Raw genomic sequence first — 18109 nt, forward strand, 5'->3', positions numbered from 1 at the left:
GGCGCAACGGGGGGAAGGACGATCGGGATTGCAGGAGGGCGGCGCCGGCGGTCGACGCGTCGACGCCGTCCTCCGCGTCAGGTGGCGGTGACCGGCGAAGCTGGCGCGTCGGACGATCCGCCGTCGGCCGGGGACGGTGCGGTCAGCACCAAGTTGGCCAGGGGCTGGTCGGCCGAGGTCGTCTCCGGCTCCGGCGGCGCAGCGGCGCCGTTCTTCTCTGCGCGCGCCGCTGGGGTGGCGGCGGCGCGCTTCGTCGGACGGGAACGGGGCTGAGCCGAGGGCGCCGGCGGCGGCGCGGCGGCGCAGGCCATCGCGGTGGTCAGCTTGACAATCATCTCCTCCAGCGTCTCGACCCTCCCGGCGGTCTTGGCGCTGGCGACGAGCTGGGCCGACAGCCCGGCGATGCGGACCTCGGCAGCCTGTACGGCGGCTTCCAGCTCCGGGACGCGCGAGGCGGTCCCGAGCATCTCCTGGTGCCGACGCTCGGCCCGGTTGGCGGCGTCCTGCAGGTCCGCAATGCGGGCCTCGGCCGCCTGGATCTCGGAGATGCTCTGCTCGAGCTCGGCTTCCAGAGCCGGGATACGCGCCGCCGTCCCGGTCAGTTCACGGATCCGGTTCACCGCGTGAGCGGCGGCGGCGCGCAGATCGTCGGGATCGTCGGAGGACTCCAGTTCGACCGCGGCCAGCAGAGTGGCGATGATTCCCTGCAGCATCTCCACCTCTTCGGCAGCGGTATCGAGGTCCGCGTCGGTCCGCCCCCGGCTCTCCTCGAGGGCGCGCCGCAGGTCTTCGGTCTGCGCTCGCGCCGCGGCGACGGCGGCAGCCCGAGCCTCCGCCTCCGCAGCGAGAAGCTGGGCAGCCCGTTGCCTCTCGTCGGCGATCGTCCGGGTCAGGATGCTTGCCACGGTCCGCGACAGCCCGTCGGCAACCTCGAGCCACTCCAGCGGCAGTTCGACCGGCGCCTCTTCCGACAGCGGAGCGGACGGCGCCGGCGAAGGCGGCATCGGCGGAGACGAAGCGGCGGCGATCTCGCGCAGGTGGCGGTTGATCGTGGTCATCGAGCCGCCGCCGATCTGATTCCGGACGGCATCGTAGGTCGGCGGGATACCCTGTGCGACGAGCGTGTGGTAGGCGGCCTGCACCGCGGCGTGTGTTGCCTTCTGCGCCATGATCTCTTCCCGGTTGCATCGAATGATCCAAAGACGGGGCCGGCGCCGTGGCCTACACCCCTACACCCCTACGCTACGGTCGGCTGCGGTGTAGGGGTGTAGGATCGTAGGCTACGGCGCCGCCCCTACGGCCATATGGTTCCCTACGGGCATCGCGTCTTCAGACGTGCAGCGCCACGGGGACACCGCCCATCCAGCGCATCGCCCTTCCGGGTCCCGCGAAGCGTCACGGGCCGAGGAGGTCCTCGACGCTGGCGAACGGCAGGATTCGGCCGACGCCGCGCAGTCCGCGCAGGGTCGGACGCTCGAGCTCGAGGCGCAGGCGGTCGACCTGCCCATTGGGCACCGCAACGAAGAGTCCCCCCGGGGGCTGGCCGGCGGTCTTGAAGACGTCGCTCAACCGAACCAGAGCCTTGGTCGCCTTGCCGGCGCTGGTCTCGATCTCGTACAGGCGGAAGGGCTGGCCGGCGCGCAGCACGACGACGTCGACCTGGGCGAGGCTCCGGTCGGCCGCTGCATCGCCCAGACTGGGGAGAGTCCCGGTCAGGCGATGTTGCAGGCCAGGATGTCGACCACGATCGCCCCGCGGCAGGAAGACGGTTTCGCCTTTCAGCAGATGGAAGCCGGCCAGCAGTCCTTGGAGGCGTTCGTGGCGCGTCAGCGGGCGGGGCGATCCGGGGACGGCCACCGGTGCGCCGATGCCCGCCAGGGCGATGGCGCGGACATAGGAGCCGGGTTTCACCTCGATGTCAGGGTAAAGACCGATCCTCGCGGGTGGCAGCAGTTTGGAACGCAACTCATTGGCGATTTGCTCGGTCCGTTTCCCAGCGCGGTGTGGAGCGTGGACGCTAGCGAGTAACTCGGCGAGGCGGCTAGCGTGGAGCCAGCTCCCCAGGATGGCTGGATTGCGCAGCAGGCTGAGAGCATCGCCGACGAGAGAGCCCGGCCGATGGCGGGCGGAGGCGTGCGCGAAAGAGGCGGTGGGAATGTGCATGGCGGTCTCCGTGCGCGTGGTCGCCCGGCGGGATGCCGGCGACGGGGCAAGGAGGGCGGTGGACCGCCGATGCAAGTGTGTGCCGGATCGCCCCGCGGATCGCCAGCCCGCCATGCGGCGGCCGCGCGTCGCATGAACCAGGGAGTAACCGCACCGCTTGCGGGAACCATCCCGTGGGCGTGACCCCATATGACCGTCAGCCTCCGGGTCTTGACCGCGCCGATCCACGGATCGGCCGCCGTCATCACGACAGGAGGTTCCATGCGCGTCGTCTACATCCGCCCCCGCACCTGCCCGATGTCGGCGCCGGCCGACCTGCCCGACGAGCATGCCACGATCACCGGCGCCCTCGTCCTATACGACAGCAGCGCCGACCAGGCTGGTCTCGAATTCCTGCTCGCGACCCTCGCCGAAGGCGACGATCTGCTCGTTCCAGGCGTTCGGGATCTCGGCGACACTGTCGATGCGGCGCTGGCGTCGTTGCGCCGTGCGGCGGAAGCTGGAGTGCGCGTCACCCTGCTGCGGGACGGGCTCGACGGTGGCGTCGTACTGCAGGTCGCCGCTCTTCTCGAAGATCTGTCGGACAACGGCGATACGCGGTCGCGACCGCGCACGGAGTGCCGCGCCTACGTTCGGGCAACGCCGGGGCGCGTTTCCGAGATCGTCGCTCTGTCCGCGGCCGGCGTCGTGGTTCGGGAGATCGCAACGATCGTCGGGCTTTCCGTCAGCACGGTCATGCGCGTCCGGCGCGCCCATCGGGGCGTCCCGCGCGCGCCCTGGCCCGTCGACGGCCTCGTCGAGTGCCTGGGCAACGCCGACTGATCCTCACCACCGGGAGGGACACCAGATGAAGCCGAACCGCTGCATTCTGATTCACCTCGATGGCCCCCGCTCGGCGAAGACCATCGCCGTGTCGCTCGAGCGGATCATCGTCCTCGTCAACAGCTTCACGGCGGATGGGCTCTACGATTCCAGTGAGCGGCTCGACCGCCCACTGACCCGCGCGGAAGCGATCGCGACCATTTGCGCCGCCTATCGAAGCCCGGACTTCCTCGCCCTGACCTCTCAGGATCAGGCGGGGATTCTCTGGCGCCTGGCCCTGTGCGCCGCGGGGCCCCTGTAGACCGGTGGTCCGAACTGCGAAGGCCGCCGTCGCTGCGACCGGGAGTGGGCCGGACGGCGGCGCTTGCAAGCCCTTCCCGTTGTTCACGATCCGACGCTGCGAGGTTCGGGCGACGCCGGCCGACCTCGCGTCTCTCGGACAGGGTTCCCAGCCTCAGTCCTTCGGCTGGATAAGACCCCGGAAAGCCTCTTCGCAACCCATTGAATTTCCTGGTCTTCGCGGATGGTCAATGAGTCTTCGACCATCGCGCCATCCTCCCCCAAACCCCCTCCTTGTTCCGCCTTCGGCGGGCGACCTGCGGTCGCCAATAATAGGGGTGTCCTCTAACCCCAAAGTCCTCGAGCCCATTACGTCCTAGGCAAAGAAAAATCGTGTATATGCAATGGGTTGGAGGTGATTTTTAGTCGTTATTGCGACATCCAGGGGGCGGCTTGAAGCGCTTATGCGACATTTCGGGGGAAATATTGCGACTTCCTGGGGGCTGGCGTTGTCTCGTTGCGCGCCGTCCCCATACTCGGCGGAGCACCTCAATCCGCTGGTGGGCATTCGATGGCCGAGAAGTACCATGTCACCGGGAAGCCGCTCGATCTCACCACGGATCCGAGCTTTCCGAAGGCTATCGGCCTTGTCGAGATGACGGGAGCCATGGGTTTGACCCTGGCCGATCGTCGCCTCTACAATGCCCTGCTGGCCAACGCCTACGAGACCATCCATCTCGAGCAAGAGCACACGATTCGCCTGTCGGATCTGCGGCAGTTGTCCGCGTCCGAAGGCGCCACGCCCCACAAGCACAACGCCCGCATCAAGGACAGCCTCAAGCGCCTGAAGGGACAGGTGGTGGAGTTCAACGCGCTGGGGTCGGACAATTCCGATTGGACACACATCACCAGCTTGCTGGGCGACATGAGGTTTTCCAAGGCAGCTGATGTTCTGTTCTACGAGTTTCCGAAAGCTCTACGTCCGCTGCTAGCCGATCCTAGCTTGTACGCGCGCATTCGCCTTGGAATCGTCTACAGGTTCCAGTCGAAGTACGCCCTGATCCTGTACGAAATCCTCCAGCGCCATGCCAGCCGGAAGAGAAAGGCGTGGACCTGGGAGGTCGACGTCGACGTTCTGCGCCGGCTTCTCGGCCTCGACACGCAGATGCCCAATTTCGGTGACGTCCTCCGCCGGGCGATCGAGCCGGCGGTGAGTGACATCAGCGCCCATGCCCCCTTCAATGTTACCGCCACGCTTCAACGGGCGGGGAAGGCCACGAAGGGGCGCGGCGGGAAGGTGACGGTGGTCGCCTTCCATGTCGTCAGAAAGCCTGCCGCAGGCGCGGCGGCGACGGAGGAGAATGTCCCTGTGGAGATGGGGGCCGCCGCCGTGCCCATCGGCGCCGTCCCGGTCGCCGGGGGCGGCGTCCCCGGCTCAGGCGGCCTGTGACGACCATTCCTCCCTCGTGTGTACCTCGCGCGCCGCGCCGTCAAGGTCCAGGACTCCATCGCCTGGACCAAGGTTGCCGCCCTACCCATGTCTGCGCATTCGTCTTGGCGCGCCAACTCCTCGGGAGAGCCGTGCTCAACAGAATCGCAAGCAGCGTTGACTTGACGATGCCTTGTCGGAGGGTCACATCGCGAGCAACAGACGATGGACGAGAAACAGGCCCATCCCGGCCACCCCTCCAACGATCGTGCCGTTGAGACGGATGAACTGCAGATCGCGCCCGACGTGAAGCTCCAGAAGGTTTGCCATTCCCTTCGGATCCCATTTGCCGACGATGCCGGCGATGTGTTCGCCAACGTTCCCGCGGTGCTGGGCAACGCCTTCCCGAACCAGCGACTGCACGGCAGCGGTCAGGCGCCCTCGGAGTCCTTCGTCAGCACGCAGCCGTTCGGCGAGCCCGGCCAGCTGTTCCGCGGCGAGCGCGGCGACGTCTTCGCGGGAGTGCTCCAGTGATTGCACCAGCCGCTCCCGCAGCATGGACCATATGGCCTCGAAGTGCTGGTCGAAGTCGCGGTGCCCGATCATATGCGTCCGGATGCCCTCCAGCTTTGCTGCCCATGCCTCATTCGCCTTGAGCTTCTGCACGTGCTCGAGGACGAGCGCGTGCAACTGGGGTCGGAGCGGCCGTGATGGATCCTTGACGTCCCGGAGTTTGCCTTCGACATTGTGTACGATGCCGTCGGCAATGGGCCCTGAAATGGTTCGAGCTATTGAACCGTCCATCAGCCATTTGGTATCCACGCCCAGCGCTTTGGCAACATATCCGTCGAAGCAGGAAGCCATGTAGGCGACGACCTTCGCGTTGACCTGCCGTTCGATTTCTCCCCTCTCGCTGCGGATCCAGTCCAGCGCCAAGTCAGCAACCTCGTCGACGATGTCGAGGTGTTCGCCCCGCTGGATGAGGGCCATGAGGACATCATCGGCCGTGGCAACGAAATCAATGTCGGCGACAAGGGCCTTGACCTCGTTCCTGACGCGCTCCTTCAGCACGGCGTCATCGAACGACGAGACCCACTGCGGCAGCAGGGTCGCCGCTTCGTCGGCCAGCATCTGAGCGTTCTCAGGGCTGTCCAGCCATGCGGCGAATTGCCCGGGAAAATCGACTTCCGCAGCCTTGCGTGCAATGTCGTCCGGGTCGATGAAGTGGTCCCGAACGAACCGGCCAAGGCTCCGGCCAATGCGGTCCTTGTTGTTCGGCAACAGCGCGACGTGTGGGATGGGCAGACCAAGCGGACGCCGGAAGAGGGCCACGACAGCGAACCAGTCGGCGAGGCCGCCCACGGTCGCGGCCTCTGTGGCCGCCCTCGCCGCACCGAGGAAAATGCCATCTCCGGGAACGAATGTCAGGCCGACGTAACCCGCCGCCGCCGCGGCCAGGGCTCCCGTGGCCACCATCTTCATTCGCCGCAGCGCCATTGGCTGCTCGTCCGGAAACCCGTCTTCGATCACCGCAACCATCTATCTCTCTTTTTTACTGCGATAAGTTGTATAGAACGCTGCCGATGCTAACAGGGAGATGCTTCCTCTTACTCGAAACGGCGAAGGTGGCTGCTGCCGTCAGGGAAGGTTCTCATTCTGCGGCCTGGCATCCCAGTTCTCGAGCGAAACGACATAGTGACCTTCTGGGAGGAGGGGTTCGGGCCAGCGTCTTTTTGTCGCCTACTGGCCCTCCACAGAGGAAGCCATGGTCCAGGCGCGGCGGAGGCGATCGCGGCTGGCCGCGCGCAGCTTTTGGAGGCCAGCGTCGCGGGCCATGGCGGTGATGGCATCCTCCCCCTTGATGCCCGCTTCCTTTATGACCTTCGCCAGTGCAACCAGCTCCGGCAAGGCGATCTCATCGACGGGCCGGGGCTCGTCCCCGGCCGGGCGACGGAAGGACGGCCAAATGGTCTGATCCGTGCCGGCGGGCCAGAAGAAGGCCCCAACTTCCTCCTGCACCATCGGGAAGCGAGCACGGGCCAGCGTGATCACGCGGTCGCGGATCTTGGAACCGGTGCGAAGCCAACCGTGCGCGCGGGCGATCCGGCGGGCGAGCACATCGTCACGGACCGGCCCTTCCACGGTGATGACATGGGCGATCATCTCCTGGAGCGCCGTGGTGTACTCCCGGTCGAAGAAGGCATCCGGGTTGACCGAGCTCACGACCGTCAGGGGATCGGCCTCGCGGAAGCGGTCGTCCGCGTCGGGTTGCGGTGCGGCGCTCGCGTTGCGGGCATAGGCCATGGAGGGCTGCATGAGGTCGGAACCCTGGAACAGATCGTCGGCCGGACGATGCCCCGTGCTCTTGGGGTCCTGGCCGTGTTGCCCGAAATCATCCAGGGGCGGCGCGACATCGTCGGCGTCCTCCGCGGCGTCGATAGTCGTCGGGTCGTCCGCTGCGGCCAGGGCAACTTCCTCGAGCCGCCGGACCTCTTCCGCGCGGCGCGCACGGCTCGCTTCCAGCAGGGCCGACAGGCGTGCATCGACCTTGTCCAGCGCGCCGTCGTGATCGTGCCACCAGTCGGTCGACCAGATGCGGACGATCTCCCACCCCAAGCCGCGCAGGACCAGTTCACGCAGCTTGTCGCGGTCGCGGGCGGTGGCGGACCGGTGGTAGGTCGCGCCGTCGCATTCGATCCCCGCGAGGAAGCGTCCGGGGGCGTCCGGGTCGACCACGCCCAGATCGATCCGGAAGGACGAGACGCCGATCTGAGGCTGAACCTGCCACCCGCGCGCGGCGAGCGCACGGGCCACGGCATGCTCGAAGGGGCTCTCGTGTTCCCCCACGCTGCCGCGGACGGCCTCCGCCAACGCCCGCGGGCCACGCTCGGCGAACTCGAGGAAGTGCTTGAGGTCCCGGACGCCGAGCGCCGCCGTGCGACTGAGGTCGAACTGTTCCGGCCGCAGGCTGGAGAAGACGCGCAGTTCGTGCCGGGCGCGGGTGACGGCGACGTTCAAGCGCCGCTCGCCGCCGTCCCGATTCATCGGGCCGAAGTTCATCGACACCGCGCCGGTCAGGTCGGGGCCATAGGTGATGGAGAAATACATGACGTCGCGCTCGTCGCCTTGAACGCTCTCCAGGTTCTTGACGAACACCGGTTCGACCGCGTCCTCGGCGAAATGCGGCTCGATCTCCGGCGCCTTCCGCCGTTCCTCGTCCAGCAGGTCCTCGATCAGCCGCTGCTGCTCGCTGTTGAAGGTCACCACGCCGACGGTCAGGCCGGCGGCGCGGAAGGCGGGGTCCTTCAGCCGTTCGACCAGATGGGCGACAAGCGCCCGCGCTTCCGGCTTGTTGATGCGGGCGCCGCCCTTTTCGTACGTGCCGTCGGCGACGAGATGCAGGCTGACCGCACGATCGTCGGTGACCGGCGATGGAAAGGTGACCAGCCCGCCCTCGTAGTAGCGGTGGTTGGAGAAGGCGATCAGGCTCTCGTGGCGGCTGCGGTAGTGCCAATTCAGGCTGCGGGCCGGAAGGTTGGCGCCCAGGCATTCGTCGAGGATGCTTTCCAGGTCGCCGTCCACATCGCCGTCGTCATCCTCATCAGCCTCCGCGCGGTCGAAGAAGGCGGTCGGCGGGAGCTGCTTCGGATCCCCGACCATGACGACCTGCCGGCCCCGCGCGATGGCGCCTATCGCGTCCCACACCGGGATTTGCGAGGCTTCGTCGAACACCACGACGTCGAACGGCGCGGTCTCGGCGGACAGGAACTGGGCGATCGACAGCGGGCTCATCAGAAGGCAGGGCGCCAGCTTCGTCACCGCCGTCGGCAGCCGGCCGATCAATTCGCGCAAGGGCATGTGGGCGCGCTTCTTCTGCATCTCGCGCCGCAGGATGCCCCATTCCGAACTCTTGCCGACCGAGTCCTGGTCCGGCAGGCCGGCGCAGAGCCCGGCACGGATGTGGGCGCGGGTCAGGTCGGTGAAGCGCTCGTCGAGGGCGCGGAAGTCGGCGATGCGCTTCTCATGCTCGGCAGAGACGAACGAGCGCAGCACCTCGTCGTCGTCGACCACACCGTCGAGCCACCAGCGGCAGTAGTCGGTCTCGAAGGCGTCCCGCAGATCCTCGACGGCGACGCGGCCCTGTTCCATCGCGGCGACCAGCGGGGCCAAGCCCCGGACCATCGCGTCGTCCCGCGTCCGCCGCCACGCGCACCAGCTGTGGAGCTTCGGTTCCAGCGGCGGAATGCCTCGGGACACCGCGGCGACGCGACTTGGCGTCTCTCCGACCATCGCGTCGATCTGCGCTTCGCTGGAACCCGACAGCTCCGCGAAGGTCCGGAGGGTGGTGTCGTGCCGATCCAGAGCGTCGAGGAAGGCGCGCCCGGCCGTCTCGACGGGGCCGTCCGCGGCCAGCAGGGCGTTGCCGTCGCCGATCAGGCGGTCCAGCGCCGCCTTTACCGAGGCAAGCTCGTCCGGCGTCGCGGCCAGCCGCGCGATGGCCGCAGAGAGCGCGGCCTGGAAGGTCAACGCCGCTTCCACGTCCGGTGCGCGAGTCCGCAGGCCGTTCCAGAGGCCGCCGGTGATCGTGCGGAGGTCGTCGAGGTCCTCGACCTCCCGCTCCAGCGTACGGAGGTCGTGCAGGCGCTGGAGGTCGCCGGCCGCCGCGCCCCCACAGCGTCCCTCGGCGATGGGTCCGAGGCCGCTGTCGCTCCAGGGCATCGCCGAGAGTGCCGCCGGCAACATCGCCTGGAAGGTGAGCAGGGACTGCACCGCCTCCACGTCGGTGTCCAGGCCGGCCCAGACCGGGCCGGCGTCGGCGGGCGCCAGAGCCTCGATGTCGCGCGTGACGGCCCGCAGCGCGGCAAGGCGCTCCAGGTCCGCGGCGACGTCGGGTTCGCGGCTGCCGTCCGACGCCGCCATCAGAGCCTTGATGACCGCCTTCGAGCGCATGCCGCGCAACGGCCAGATCGACTGCTGGGCCTTGGTCCACTCGGCCTTCAATCCTTCGACGTCGAGCGTCGCGACGCCAGCACCGTAGGCGACGGACAGTTGCCCGGCGAGATCCCGGTGCTTCGCCAGCAGGTCGAGCCCCCGGCGTAGCCCCTGGGTGACGCTCTCGGCGAGCGCGGGCGACAGCGCGTCGAGGAGCGCCCGCCGGGCCTCGAGGCGGCTCAGCCCCTCCCGCAGGCGGTCGGCGAGGCGCCCGGCGTCGGGCCGCAGGGCAAAGCGCCAGTCGCGCCCGGCGGCCTGCGGGAGAACACGGGCAAGCTCCCCGAGGACGGCGCGCGTCTTGCGGTCCAGGGGGCGGCCGGGCAGCCCGGTTGCGCGGAGGAAGGTGTCTCCGCGTTCCGTCAGCGCGTCGCCGGCATCGGCCAGTTCCTGCGCGGCGGCGATCAGGCCGTGGCGCCAGTGGGAGGAGAACTCCGCGCGGGTCACGATTTGCAACGGGCTGTCGGTGATCGAGCCAACCTCGCGGGCGTGGAGTCCCAGCCGGTCGGCCAGTTCCCGCAGGGCGTCGAGTGTCGCTTCGTCATGGGCGTCGGCGGACGGCCAGGACAGCCCGAGCGGCGGGCGATGCCGTCCGGCGACGACGCGGCCGATGGCGGCGTGCACGGTCAGGCCGTTGCGGTGCCGGTGATGCAGCCGCGCGACGAAGCCGTTGAGTTGATCGCGCAGGCCCTTCAGCCGCTGGGCCTCCTTGCGCCACGTGTCGGCGTCGGTGTCGCCTTTGGCGTCCCAAGCGCGGCGGAGTTGGTCCAGCACGTCGAGCTTGCGAGACTTGCTGGAGTGCAGCTCGAGGCAGAACTCGCCGAGGCCGACCTCGCGCAGGCGCCGGTACACGACGTCGAGCGCCGCGATCTTCTCCGACACAAACAGGACCGACTTCCGCTCCGCCAGGAACTGGGCAACGAGGTTGGCGATGGTCTGGCTCTTGCCCGTGCCCGGCGGGCCGACCAGCACGAAGTTCTTGCCGCGCGCCGCCGCCATCACGGCGGACAGCTGCGAGGAATCGGCGGGCAGGGGGCAGAAGGTGTGCTCCGGCCCGTGGGTCGCGTCCAGGTGCCGTGGGTTCGGGAAGGCCAGGTCGCTTGGGAACGGGTCGCGGGGCGTCTCGATTAGGTGCCGGACGACCGGGCTCTGCTTCAGCTGCTCCGTCCGGTCGACCAGATCCTTCCACATCAGGTACTTGGCGAAGGAGAAGGTGGCCAGCACCACGTCCTCCGTCACCTCCCATCCGGGGATGTCCTTCACCGCCTGGCGGACGGCCTTCCAGATGCCGGCGATGTCCAGCCCGCTGTCGTCGCGCGGCAGCTCCCCTTCCGCCACCGGGATGGTCAGGCGGAAGTCCTGGCGCAGCATTTGGAGCAGCGTCGGGTTGAAGCGTGGCTCGTCGTCGTGGAGCACAAGGCTGAAGCCCGACCGCACGCTCTTGCGCTGGAGCGTGACGGGGATGAGGATCAGCGGCGCCCGGTGGCGCTTCGCGTCCTTTGCGTCGCGGGTCCAGGACAGGAAGCCGAGCGCCAGGAACAGGGTGTTCGCCCCGCCTTCCTGCATCGCCGCGCGCGCGGTGCGGTACAGCTCCGTCAGGCGCGCGTCGAGGTCGTCCCCCTTCAGCGCGACCAGCACCTCGTTGCGGCCGAGCGCCTCCAGCGCATGCTGGCGGTGCAGATCCTCCAGGGTCCGCCCTTCGTGGATCGCCTGACTGCGCGGGTCGTTGCCGTCCATCAGCGCCGGCCGGGGGAGCAGGCGCAGCGATCGGCCTTCCGCGAGAAGGTCTTCCAGCAGGCCGGGGTCCGGAGCGTCACAGACCAGCGCGCGTTTGCCGGCACGGAAGTTCAGCAGGGTGTTGCGCAGCGACAGGTCGAGCAGCTTGCGTTGCCAGCGTTCCAGCCGGTCCTTGGGCGAGGCAGGCCCCGCATCGTCTGCCGCATCGTCGAGGTCGTCGGGGAGGTCGGCCGGCGGCTCCGCGAACAGAGGTTCGGATGCCTCGGCGTCCGCGTCCGCGTGGTCCGCCGTCACCGTGGCCTCGGCGTTGGCCAGCGGGCGGATGCGTTGCAAACGGGCACGGCGGACGTCCACGGCCAGTTCGAACGTGTCCTCGACGCTCTCCTCGATCTGGCGGAACGCGTGGTCGGCGGCGACGGCGAAGGACGGGCAGGGACGATGGGTGGCCAGCGTCGTTTCGAACAGCGCCAGTTCCTTCAGCTTCGCCCGCTTGCGGAGCGCCGTCACGTCGTCGACCACCGGCGTGGTGAACTCCTCGCGCCGCAGCCAGACGCCGGCGAAGGCGTGGCCCCGCGTGAAGACGATCAGCGGGTTCAGGCCGCAGTGCTCCAGCGCCGCCGCGAACAGAAGCGCCGAGTCCAGGCAGGTGGCGAGTCCGGAGTCGAGAACCTGCGATGGTCCACGCACCTTCTGCCCGGCGTGCTCGAAGCTGGGCGGCGGCAGGGCGTAGTCGAGGCCAAGCGCACCGACCGCGCCCCAGACGGCCGCCGCCAGTTCCCAGGCCCGCTTCGGCCCGCCCTCGTAGCCGTTCAGCGCGCCGCTCTTGCCGTTCTGCCGCAGGATGTCGGCGGCCTTCTTCAGCACGCGCTCGACGGCCGGGTCGTTCGGCTGGACGAAGGCGGCGATCATCTCGGGGATGTTGCCGACGCCGCCCCACTGGTTGCGCGCCAGCAGCTCGAGCGACCGCTCGGTCCGCGCCACCGGCTCCGGGCTTCCGGCCGCCGCGGCGGTGATGGTGACGGTCGCGCTCTCCGCCTCCGTCAGCCGCCCGAGCATGGCGCCGTCCAGCGTGACGTCGAGCTTCGGCAGGTGGTAGCGCTGGCCGGCGGGGACGGCGTCGATGCGCCAAGTCTTGGGCGCCACGAACGCGGGTTCCGACGTCAGGGTCAGCTCGACCGCCTCGAGCGGAGCGTCGCCGTCGTTGACCAGCACCAGCTCATGCAGGACCGGGACCGCGTTCTGATGGAAGGCGAGGTTCAGACGCGGCGTCAACGTCGCCTCGATGCGGACGGGCGGAGGCGCCTCCGCCGGCGCCCGATCCACCACAACATCCAGCACCGCTTCGTTGTTGTCGCTCATGATAACCGTCGCCCCGGTATGAAATATCGTGTTTGTCGCTTCTTTGGCGCGAAGCCAAAGCTTACCACACGCGCTTTTCGGGATGCGACCGATCGTTGAGTCGGCGCCGTCCTATGCCGGCCAGTAGAGCCGCTTTAGCGCCAGAAGCCGCTTCGCCTCGACGTCCAGCGTGTCGTAGTGCTCGAGCGCGAGCGCCACGAGGTCGTCGAGGTCGAGCAGCGACAGCGGAACGGCCGCGCGATCGGCCTCGTACTTCGCGTCGCGGGCGAAGCCGCCGGTCGACACGTAGAGGCAGCGGTCGCCCGGCCGCCGGCCTCCGAGGAAGGACCGGACCGTCGGCGCGCCGATGGCGCCGCTGCGGTGCTTCACCTCCACGAAGATGCGGGGGTCCTCGAGCCCCAGCCCATCCGGCGAGGCGAAGATGTCACGGCCGCGGTCGGGGCCGACCGGCGACACACGCGTCTTGTAGCCCATGGCTCGCAGCAGCCCGGCGACGAACAGCTCCATGTCGCGGGCGCTCAGCTTCGCCAGCCGGTCCTTTATGAACTCCAGAGCCTTGGCTTCCAGATCCTCGAACAGTTCCTGCTCGGCGGCGGCCTCCGCGGCGGAGTCGACCAGGGTGGCGGAGGGCGCCGGCCCGACGGCGAGGTCCCCGCCCGCGTCGCCTCGTGCATGGACCGACGCGGCGAGGTCCACGGTCGCTCGGTCTTCTGGAGCGGCGAGCAGCGCATCGAGCTCCGCCGCCGTGTCGGCGGGCACCTGGAACACGGTGGTGACCGAGCCCAGCGAGTTCTTGGCCGCCACGCTCAGCGCATCGCGCGGCACCGTGCCGATCCAGGCCACCGGTCGGACGTTCGGGTAGTCGGGGTCGAAGGCCGGCTCGAAGGCGTAGCCGCCGCCGACCGCGCCGACATGGTAGACGCGGCCTTCCGGGTCGTAGGAGATCACCCGGTCGCTGGCCTGGATTTCCGACCGGAAGCGGTGAAGCTGGCCGGCGTTGTTCCCAACCTCGTAGGCGTTCCAGTCCGGCCACTGCGCCCGCACCAAGGCAACCATCGCCGGCCGGTCCGCGACCGCGGCCAGCGAACCGAGTTCCGCCCAGCCGATCGCCACCCGGCTGGCATTGCGGAAGCGGTCGATCAGCGCTCCGCGCTTGCCGGCGCGGACCATCCAGGTCTTTGGGGGTATGGTCATTCCGGTCGGTTTTGGCTCAAGGGATTGCGGAGGTCGGGCGATAGGCGCCGATTTCGGTTACGTCAGCCCGCTGGAATTCGATGACGTCCTGAAAGCGGGGAGCGAATTGGAATGGCTCCAGGAAACGGGGGTGCAGCCCGCAGTCATCGGCATTTTTCCTTTGCTCCCGAATGGTGACCGTGCTGCCGGTTTTTAGGATCAGGCAACCGGACACCTGTCGCCCAATTGCCGTGGTCTGGTCCGCCTCCAGACGCTTGACCGTCAATGTGACCGGCACCCCTCCGCCGAACCCCAGCACATTCAGCGCCGACGATGCAAGGGAGGGGATTCCCGGATAGGCGAAGCTGAGGGCCAGCACGCCAAATCCAGCGCCAATGGCCACTCTTCTTGCGGTCGGTCGCCCCCAGGACAAGAACATGTGAGGCACGATCACGCCCACCGTGACCATAAGGGATGCCAGCGTCTCGCCGATTCCGATATTCTGCGGAATCAACCGCGTCGCGGGAAAGATCACAAGAGATGTGAAGTATAAAAACCATCCACAGAACGATAAATTGATTAGAAGGCGAAACCAAAAGACGCTGGAAAATTCTTCATTTAGTTTTGCGCGTCGTCTCAGCTTTTTGTATACTTCTGCCGTGATCGATAAAGCCAATCCGACGATAAAAGCGATAAGCGGGATGATCTTTTCTTCTTCCTTGCCAGGATTAAAGACAAATAATATGGAAAGGATGAATGATAATGACGGCAAATGAAGTAGCACGTATTCCAGCAAAAATTTCGGAATATCCAAACCAATCGGTGGCGTTTCCCTGAACAGCAAGGGAAAGCGAACTCGGACCGCCTCGACAGCGCCAAGCCGGACCAGGATTGGAATCAGCAATGAAATCAGCAGAATCGAGAATATGCCGGTCAACATGACAGAGAATGCGAGCAGAAGAACCGCCAGCGACGCATCCGGTGTGGGGAAAGCGGCGCCGGCACTGATCAGGTAGAGCCAGATGATCGGGCCGCCGAGAATTGCGGACATCACCGTTGAAATCTTGGCGATGTTGGCAAGCCACTCCGCCACCTCCTTGGTCTTGGCGGAACCGGGCGGGAAGGATGAGAATGGGTTCCCCGGAGTCTGGCTGGGAATCTCCGTCATGCGCCCTTGCTCCGCCGACCCCGCCGGGGCACGGCGCCCGCCGCGCGCTCGGCGCGGATGCGCTCAAGAAGGACGGAGGCCGGCTCGTCGTTCGGGTCCTGCGGCACTAGTTCGCCCCGGAACGCTTTGGCGAGGATGGATTGGTCGAGGGTGGCGAGGCGGGAGTTGGCTGTGTCGTGCTGTTCGAGAAGGTTCAGAACGGCTGCTTCATACGCGGCCACGCGACGGAAGATTTCTTTCTGCTCGGCCGCTGGAGGAAGAGGCACGGCGAGCGCCTTGAGCTTGCTGCCGTTGATGTTGGCTTGTCCCACCTGCTGGCTTACCGCCCCGCGTGCCCAGGACCGGCCGAAAGGCGAGTTGATGTAGGCGGCAAGCAGTCGCGGATCCAGCCCTGCGACCTTCAGGCGAATAAGGTACGACGCGAACGAGCATGGCGAGGAATATTCGTCAAAGACGGCGCTCTTCCCCACCAGTTCTGGGCTGTTGGTCCGATTGAACAGCACGTCACCACGATCAAGAAGCAGTTCTGGGAACTCGTCGTGATCGGTAGGAAGGTACTTTAGGCTGTCGAAGTTGAGCCGGCCGGATTGGATGTTGCCCATGCGCAAGACCGTGACCCCGCCGGCCTCTGACGTCTTGGCCGAAGTTCCGTACTGCACAACAGGGCACAATTCATCGACGGTTACCCACCGCCAGTCCGCCGGCAGTCCAAATGCTTCCTCGGCGACCTCGTCCGGATTGGGATAGCGTGCTTGGCGGGCCGACTGCCGGTTCGCGGCGACGGCTTCCCAAAGGTGCCGACGCATGGCCGCGAGTTCGGATACAGATATCGGTCCGCCTGTATCTTGTCGCTCCCGCCAGTCTGCCGTCAGGTCGCCGCGGAAGGCGGCGGCGAGGACGGATTGGCGGTAGCGGTCGATCAGCGCCGGCAGCGAGTCCAGCGCCTCCCGCGCCCGGCGCGACCGGGCCGTCAGCGCTTTGATCTTCTCGACGATGCGGTGCTGTTCGGGGGGCGGGGCGAGCGGAACTGGCGCTTGAGCCAATTCACCAAGGTTTAGGGTCTTACGCGCGACCTCGCGAGACTCCCGAACCAACCAATCTTGCATTTCAGGAGCTGTGAGCCAATACGCAAGCCACGCACCAGTTACCGCACCGTTAGGTGACAATTTTGCCAGAGCGCGCGCGATATTGCTTCCTCTCAGTTCACTAGGAACAACTGAGGTGCGGCCGATTGTCCCTACTATACTTACAAGAACATCCCCTTCTTCCACGCGGGATCTTTGATATTGCTGATCAACTTCATGAGATATGCGGCGAAGGTGTCCAACGTCGACCGAGCCATTAACAAGATCACAGACTCTGATAAGGGTGTTTCCCTCAGTGACCTCATCGCCGGGCTGAATGACTCCGTAACAGAGAGGACGCTCGGGATTGATCAGGTTCTCAAGTGTTGTTTGTGCCCACCCCGCCGGCAAATCTCGTCCACTCATACCGTGGCCTCCACCACGGCGTCGCCCGCTGTCTCGTCCGTTCCCAGAAGGTCGGACAGCGCCTCCATCTCCTCCAGCGCGGTGCGCAGCGCGTCCATGATCTCGGCGGCGATCACGTCCGGTTCGGGTAGTTCCGTCTCGGCGCTGTCGTCACGCAGCCACGCGATGTCCAGGTTGTCGTTGCGCGTGGCGATCTGTTCGCGGGTGAAGCGGCGGAAGCGGCCCTGCTCGCCCTCGTCCATGCGCGGCGCCTTGCCCAGCGGGTCGGCGCCGTAGGCGGCCTCAAACGCGGCGAAGTGGTCGCGGGTCAGGGGGCGGGTCTTGCCGAACTGCGGCATGTTGGAGCGCAGGTCGTAGATCCAGACCTCCCCGGTGTTGCCCCGGTCGGTCTGGCCGCGCGTGAAGAACAGGACGTTGGTCTTGACGCCCTGGCTGTAGAAGATGCCGGTCGGCAGGCGGAGGATGGTGTGCAGGTCGCACTTGTCCATCAGGTCGCGGCGGATATCACGGCCGGCGTTGTCCTCGAACAGCACGTTGTCGGGCAGGACCACCGCCGCCCGCCCGCCGGGCCGCAGGCCCCGGTAGATGTGCTGGAGGAAGGCCAACTGCTTGTTGGAGGTGGGGTAGGTGAAGTCGTCGCGACTCGGCAGGCCGCCGCCCTTCTTCGTCCCGAAGGGCGGGTTGGTCAGGATGACGTGCGCCTTCGGCAGCCGCGTCCCCTGCTCCGACAGCGCGTCGCCGAGCTGGAGGTCGCCGGTGACGTCGTGCAGCATCAGGTTCATCAGCCCCAGCCGGTGGGCGTCCGGCACCAGCTCCATCCCGCAGAAAGCGGTGTGGCGCTGGAAGTACTGCTCGGACTCCGTCAGGTCCCACAGGTTGTTGGTCTGGGCCTTGACCCAGCGGTCGGCGGCGATGAGGAAGCCGCCGGTGCCTGCCGCGGGGTCCTGCACGTACTCGCCGGCCTTCGGCTGCATCAGCGCGACCATGCTGTCGATCAGCGGGCGCGGCGTGAAGTACTGGCCGGCGCCCGACTTCTTCTCCGTCGCGTTGCGCTCGAGCAGCCCCTCGTACATGTTGCCGAGGCCCTCTTCCCGCGCCGAGTACCAGTCCAGCCCGTCGATCGCCTCGACCAGCGCCTTGAGGATGCGCGGCTGGCGCAGGCTGGTCTGCGCGTTCTGGAAGATCGCCTGCACCTGCGACGACCCGTAGGTGCCCAGGTGGATTAGCATCTCCTTGTAGAAGGTGAGCTGTTCCAGCCCCTGACGCCGGCTGACGTCGGTCCAGCGGTAGCCGTCCGGCAACTGCTCCTCCGCCCCCGTCTCCGCCGCCATCTTCAGGAAGATCAGGTAGGTCAGTTCCGTGACGTACTGGTGATAGGTGATGCCGTCATCCCGCAGGATGTGGCACAGCCCCCAGAGCTTGGAGACGATATCGGTGGTCGCGGTCATGGATAGCTATTCTGGTTGATAATATTCAGAGAATTTGCGCGCAGTGCTTGGC

Annotated in this window: 11 protein-coding genes; 3 read left to right on the forward strand and 8 right to left on the reverse strand. The window is 67.1% G+C overall.

From position 1 onward, the window contains the following. Window positions 1-77: 77 nt before the first annotated feature. On the reverse strand, window positions 78-1169 hold the full coding sequence (locus JJL56_RS01100; RefSeq protein ID WP_200483856.1) for a DNA-binding protein: 1092 nt from the start codon (window positions 1167-1169) through the stop codon (window positions 78-80). A gap of 226 nt (window positions 1170-1395) precedes the next feature. Further along, entirely contained in the window at window positions 1396-2163 is a 768-nt protein-coding gene (locus JJL56_RS01105; protein WP_200483857.1) for a hypothetical protein, read from the reverse strand. 261 nt (window positions 2164-2424) lie between these two features. Here JJL56_RS01105 and JJL56_RS01110 point away from each other — a divergent pair, with 261 nt between their 5' ends. The 3 genes from JJL56_RS01110 (at window position 2425) to JJL56_RS01120 (ending at window position 4714) form a co-directional block, all read left to right on the forward strand. Continuing rightward, entirely contained in the window at window positions 2425-2985 is a 561-nt protein-coding gene (locus JJL56_RS01110; protein ID WP_200483858.1) for a helix-turn-helix domain-containing protein, read from the forward strand. A 25-nt stretch (window positions 2986-3010) separates the two neighbouring features. Beyond that, window positions 3011-3286, forward strand: coding sequence for a hypothetical protein (locus JJL56_RS01115; RefSeq protein ID WP_200483859.1), 276 nt, complete (start codon window positions 3011-3013; stop codon window positions 3284-3286). Between the two features lie 549 nt (window positions 3287-3835). Next, a complete protein-coding gene (locus JJL56_RS01120; protein ID WP_200483860.1) occupies window positions 3836-4714 on the forward strand; it encodes a replication initiation protein in 879 nt (292 codons plus the stop codon). Between the two features lie 183 nt (window positions 4715-4897). On the opposite strand, the gene JJL56_RS01125 is transcribed toward JJL56_RS01120, so the two are convergent. The 6 genes from JJL56_RS01125 to JJL56_RS01150 all read right to left on the reverse strand — a co-directional run bounded on the left by JJL56_RS01125 (window position 4898) and on the right by JJL56_RS01150 (window position 18057). Beyond that, window positions 4898-6232: a DUF445 domain-containing protein gene (locus JJL56_RS01125; protein ID WP_200483861.1), complete on the reverse strand. Its 1335-nt coding sequence runs from the start codon at window positions 6230-6232 to the stop codon at window positions 4898-4900. Window positions 6233-6433: 201 nt separating this feature from the next. Next, the gene (locus tag JJL56_RS01130) at window positions 6434-12778 is read right to left on the reverse strand and encodes a DUF3320 domain-containing protein (protein ID WP_200483862.1); all 6345 of its coding nucleotides are present in this window, start codon (window positions 12776-12778) and stop codon (window positions 6434-6436) included. A gap of 111 nt (window positions 12779-12889) precedes the next feature. Further along, window positions 12890-13972: a restriction endonuclease gene (locus JJL56_RS01135; RefSeq protein WP_200483863.1), complete on the reverse strand. Its 1083-nt coding sequence runs from the start codon at window positions 13970-13972 to the stop codon at window positions 12890-12892. A gap of 16 nt (window positions 13973-13988) precedes the next feature. Next, the gene (locus JJL56_RS01140) at window positions 13989-15119 is read right to left on the reverse strand and encodes a hypothetical protein (protein WP_200483864.1); all 1131 of its coding nucleotides are present in this window, start codon (window positions 15117-15119) and stop codon (window positions 13989-13991) included. Next, the gene (locus tag JJL56_RS01145) at window positions 15116-16609 is read right to left on the reverse strand and encodes a restriction endonuclease subunit S (RefSeq protein WP_200483865.1); all 1494 of its coding nucleotides are present in this window, start codon (window positions 16607-16609) and stop codon (window positions 15116-15118) included. The genes JJL56_RS01140 and JJL56_RS01145 overlap by 4 nt, the downstream gene beginning before the upstream one ends. Continuing rightward, window positions 16606-18057, reverse strand: a complete 1452-nt coding sequence (locus JJL56_RS01150) for a class I SAM-dependent DNA methyltransferase (RefSeq protein WP_200483866.1) — start codon at window positions 18055-18057, stop codon at window positions 16606-16608. Before JJL56_RS01150 ends, JJL56_RS01145 begins: the two co-directional genes overlap by 4 nt. Window positions 18058-18109: the final 52 nt, after the last annotated feature.

This window comes from Azospirillum aestuarii, from assembly GCF_016632405.1.
Taxonomy (GTDB): Bacteria; Pseudomonadota; Alphaproteobacteria; order Azospirillales; family Azospirillaceae; genus Azospirillum; species Azospirillum aestuarii.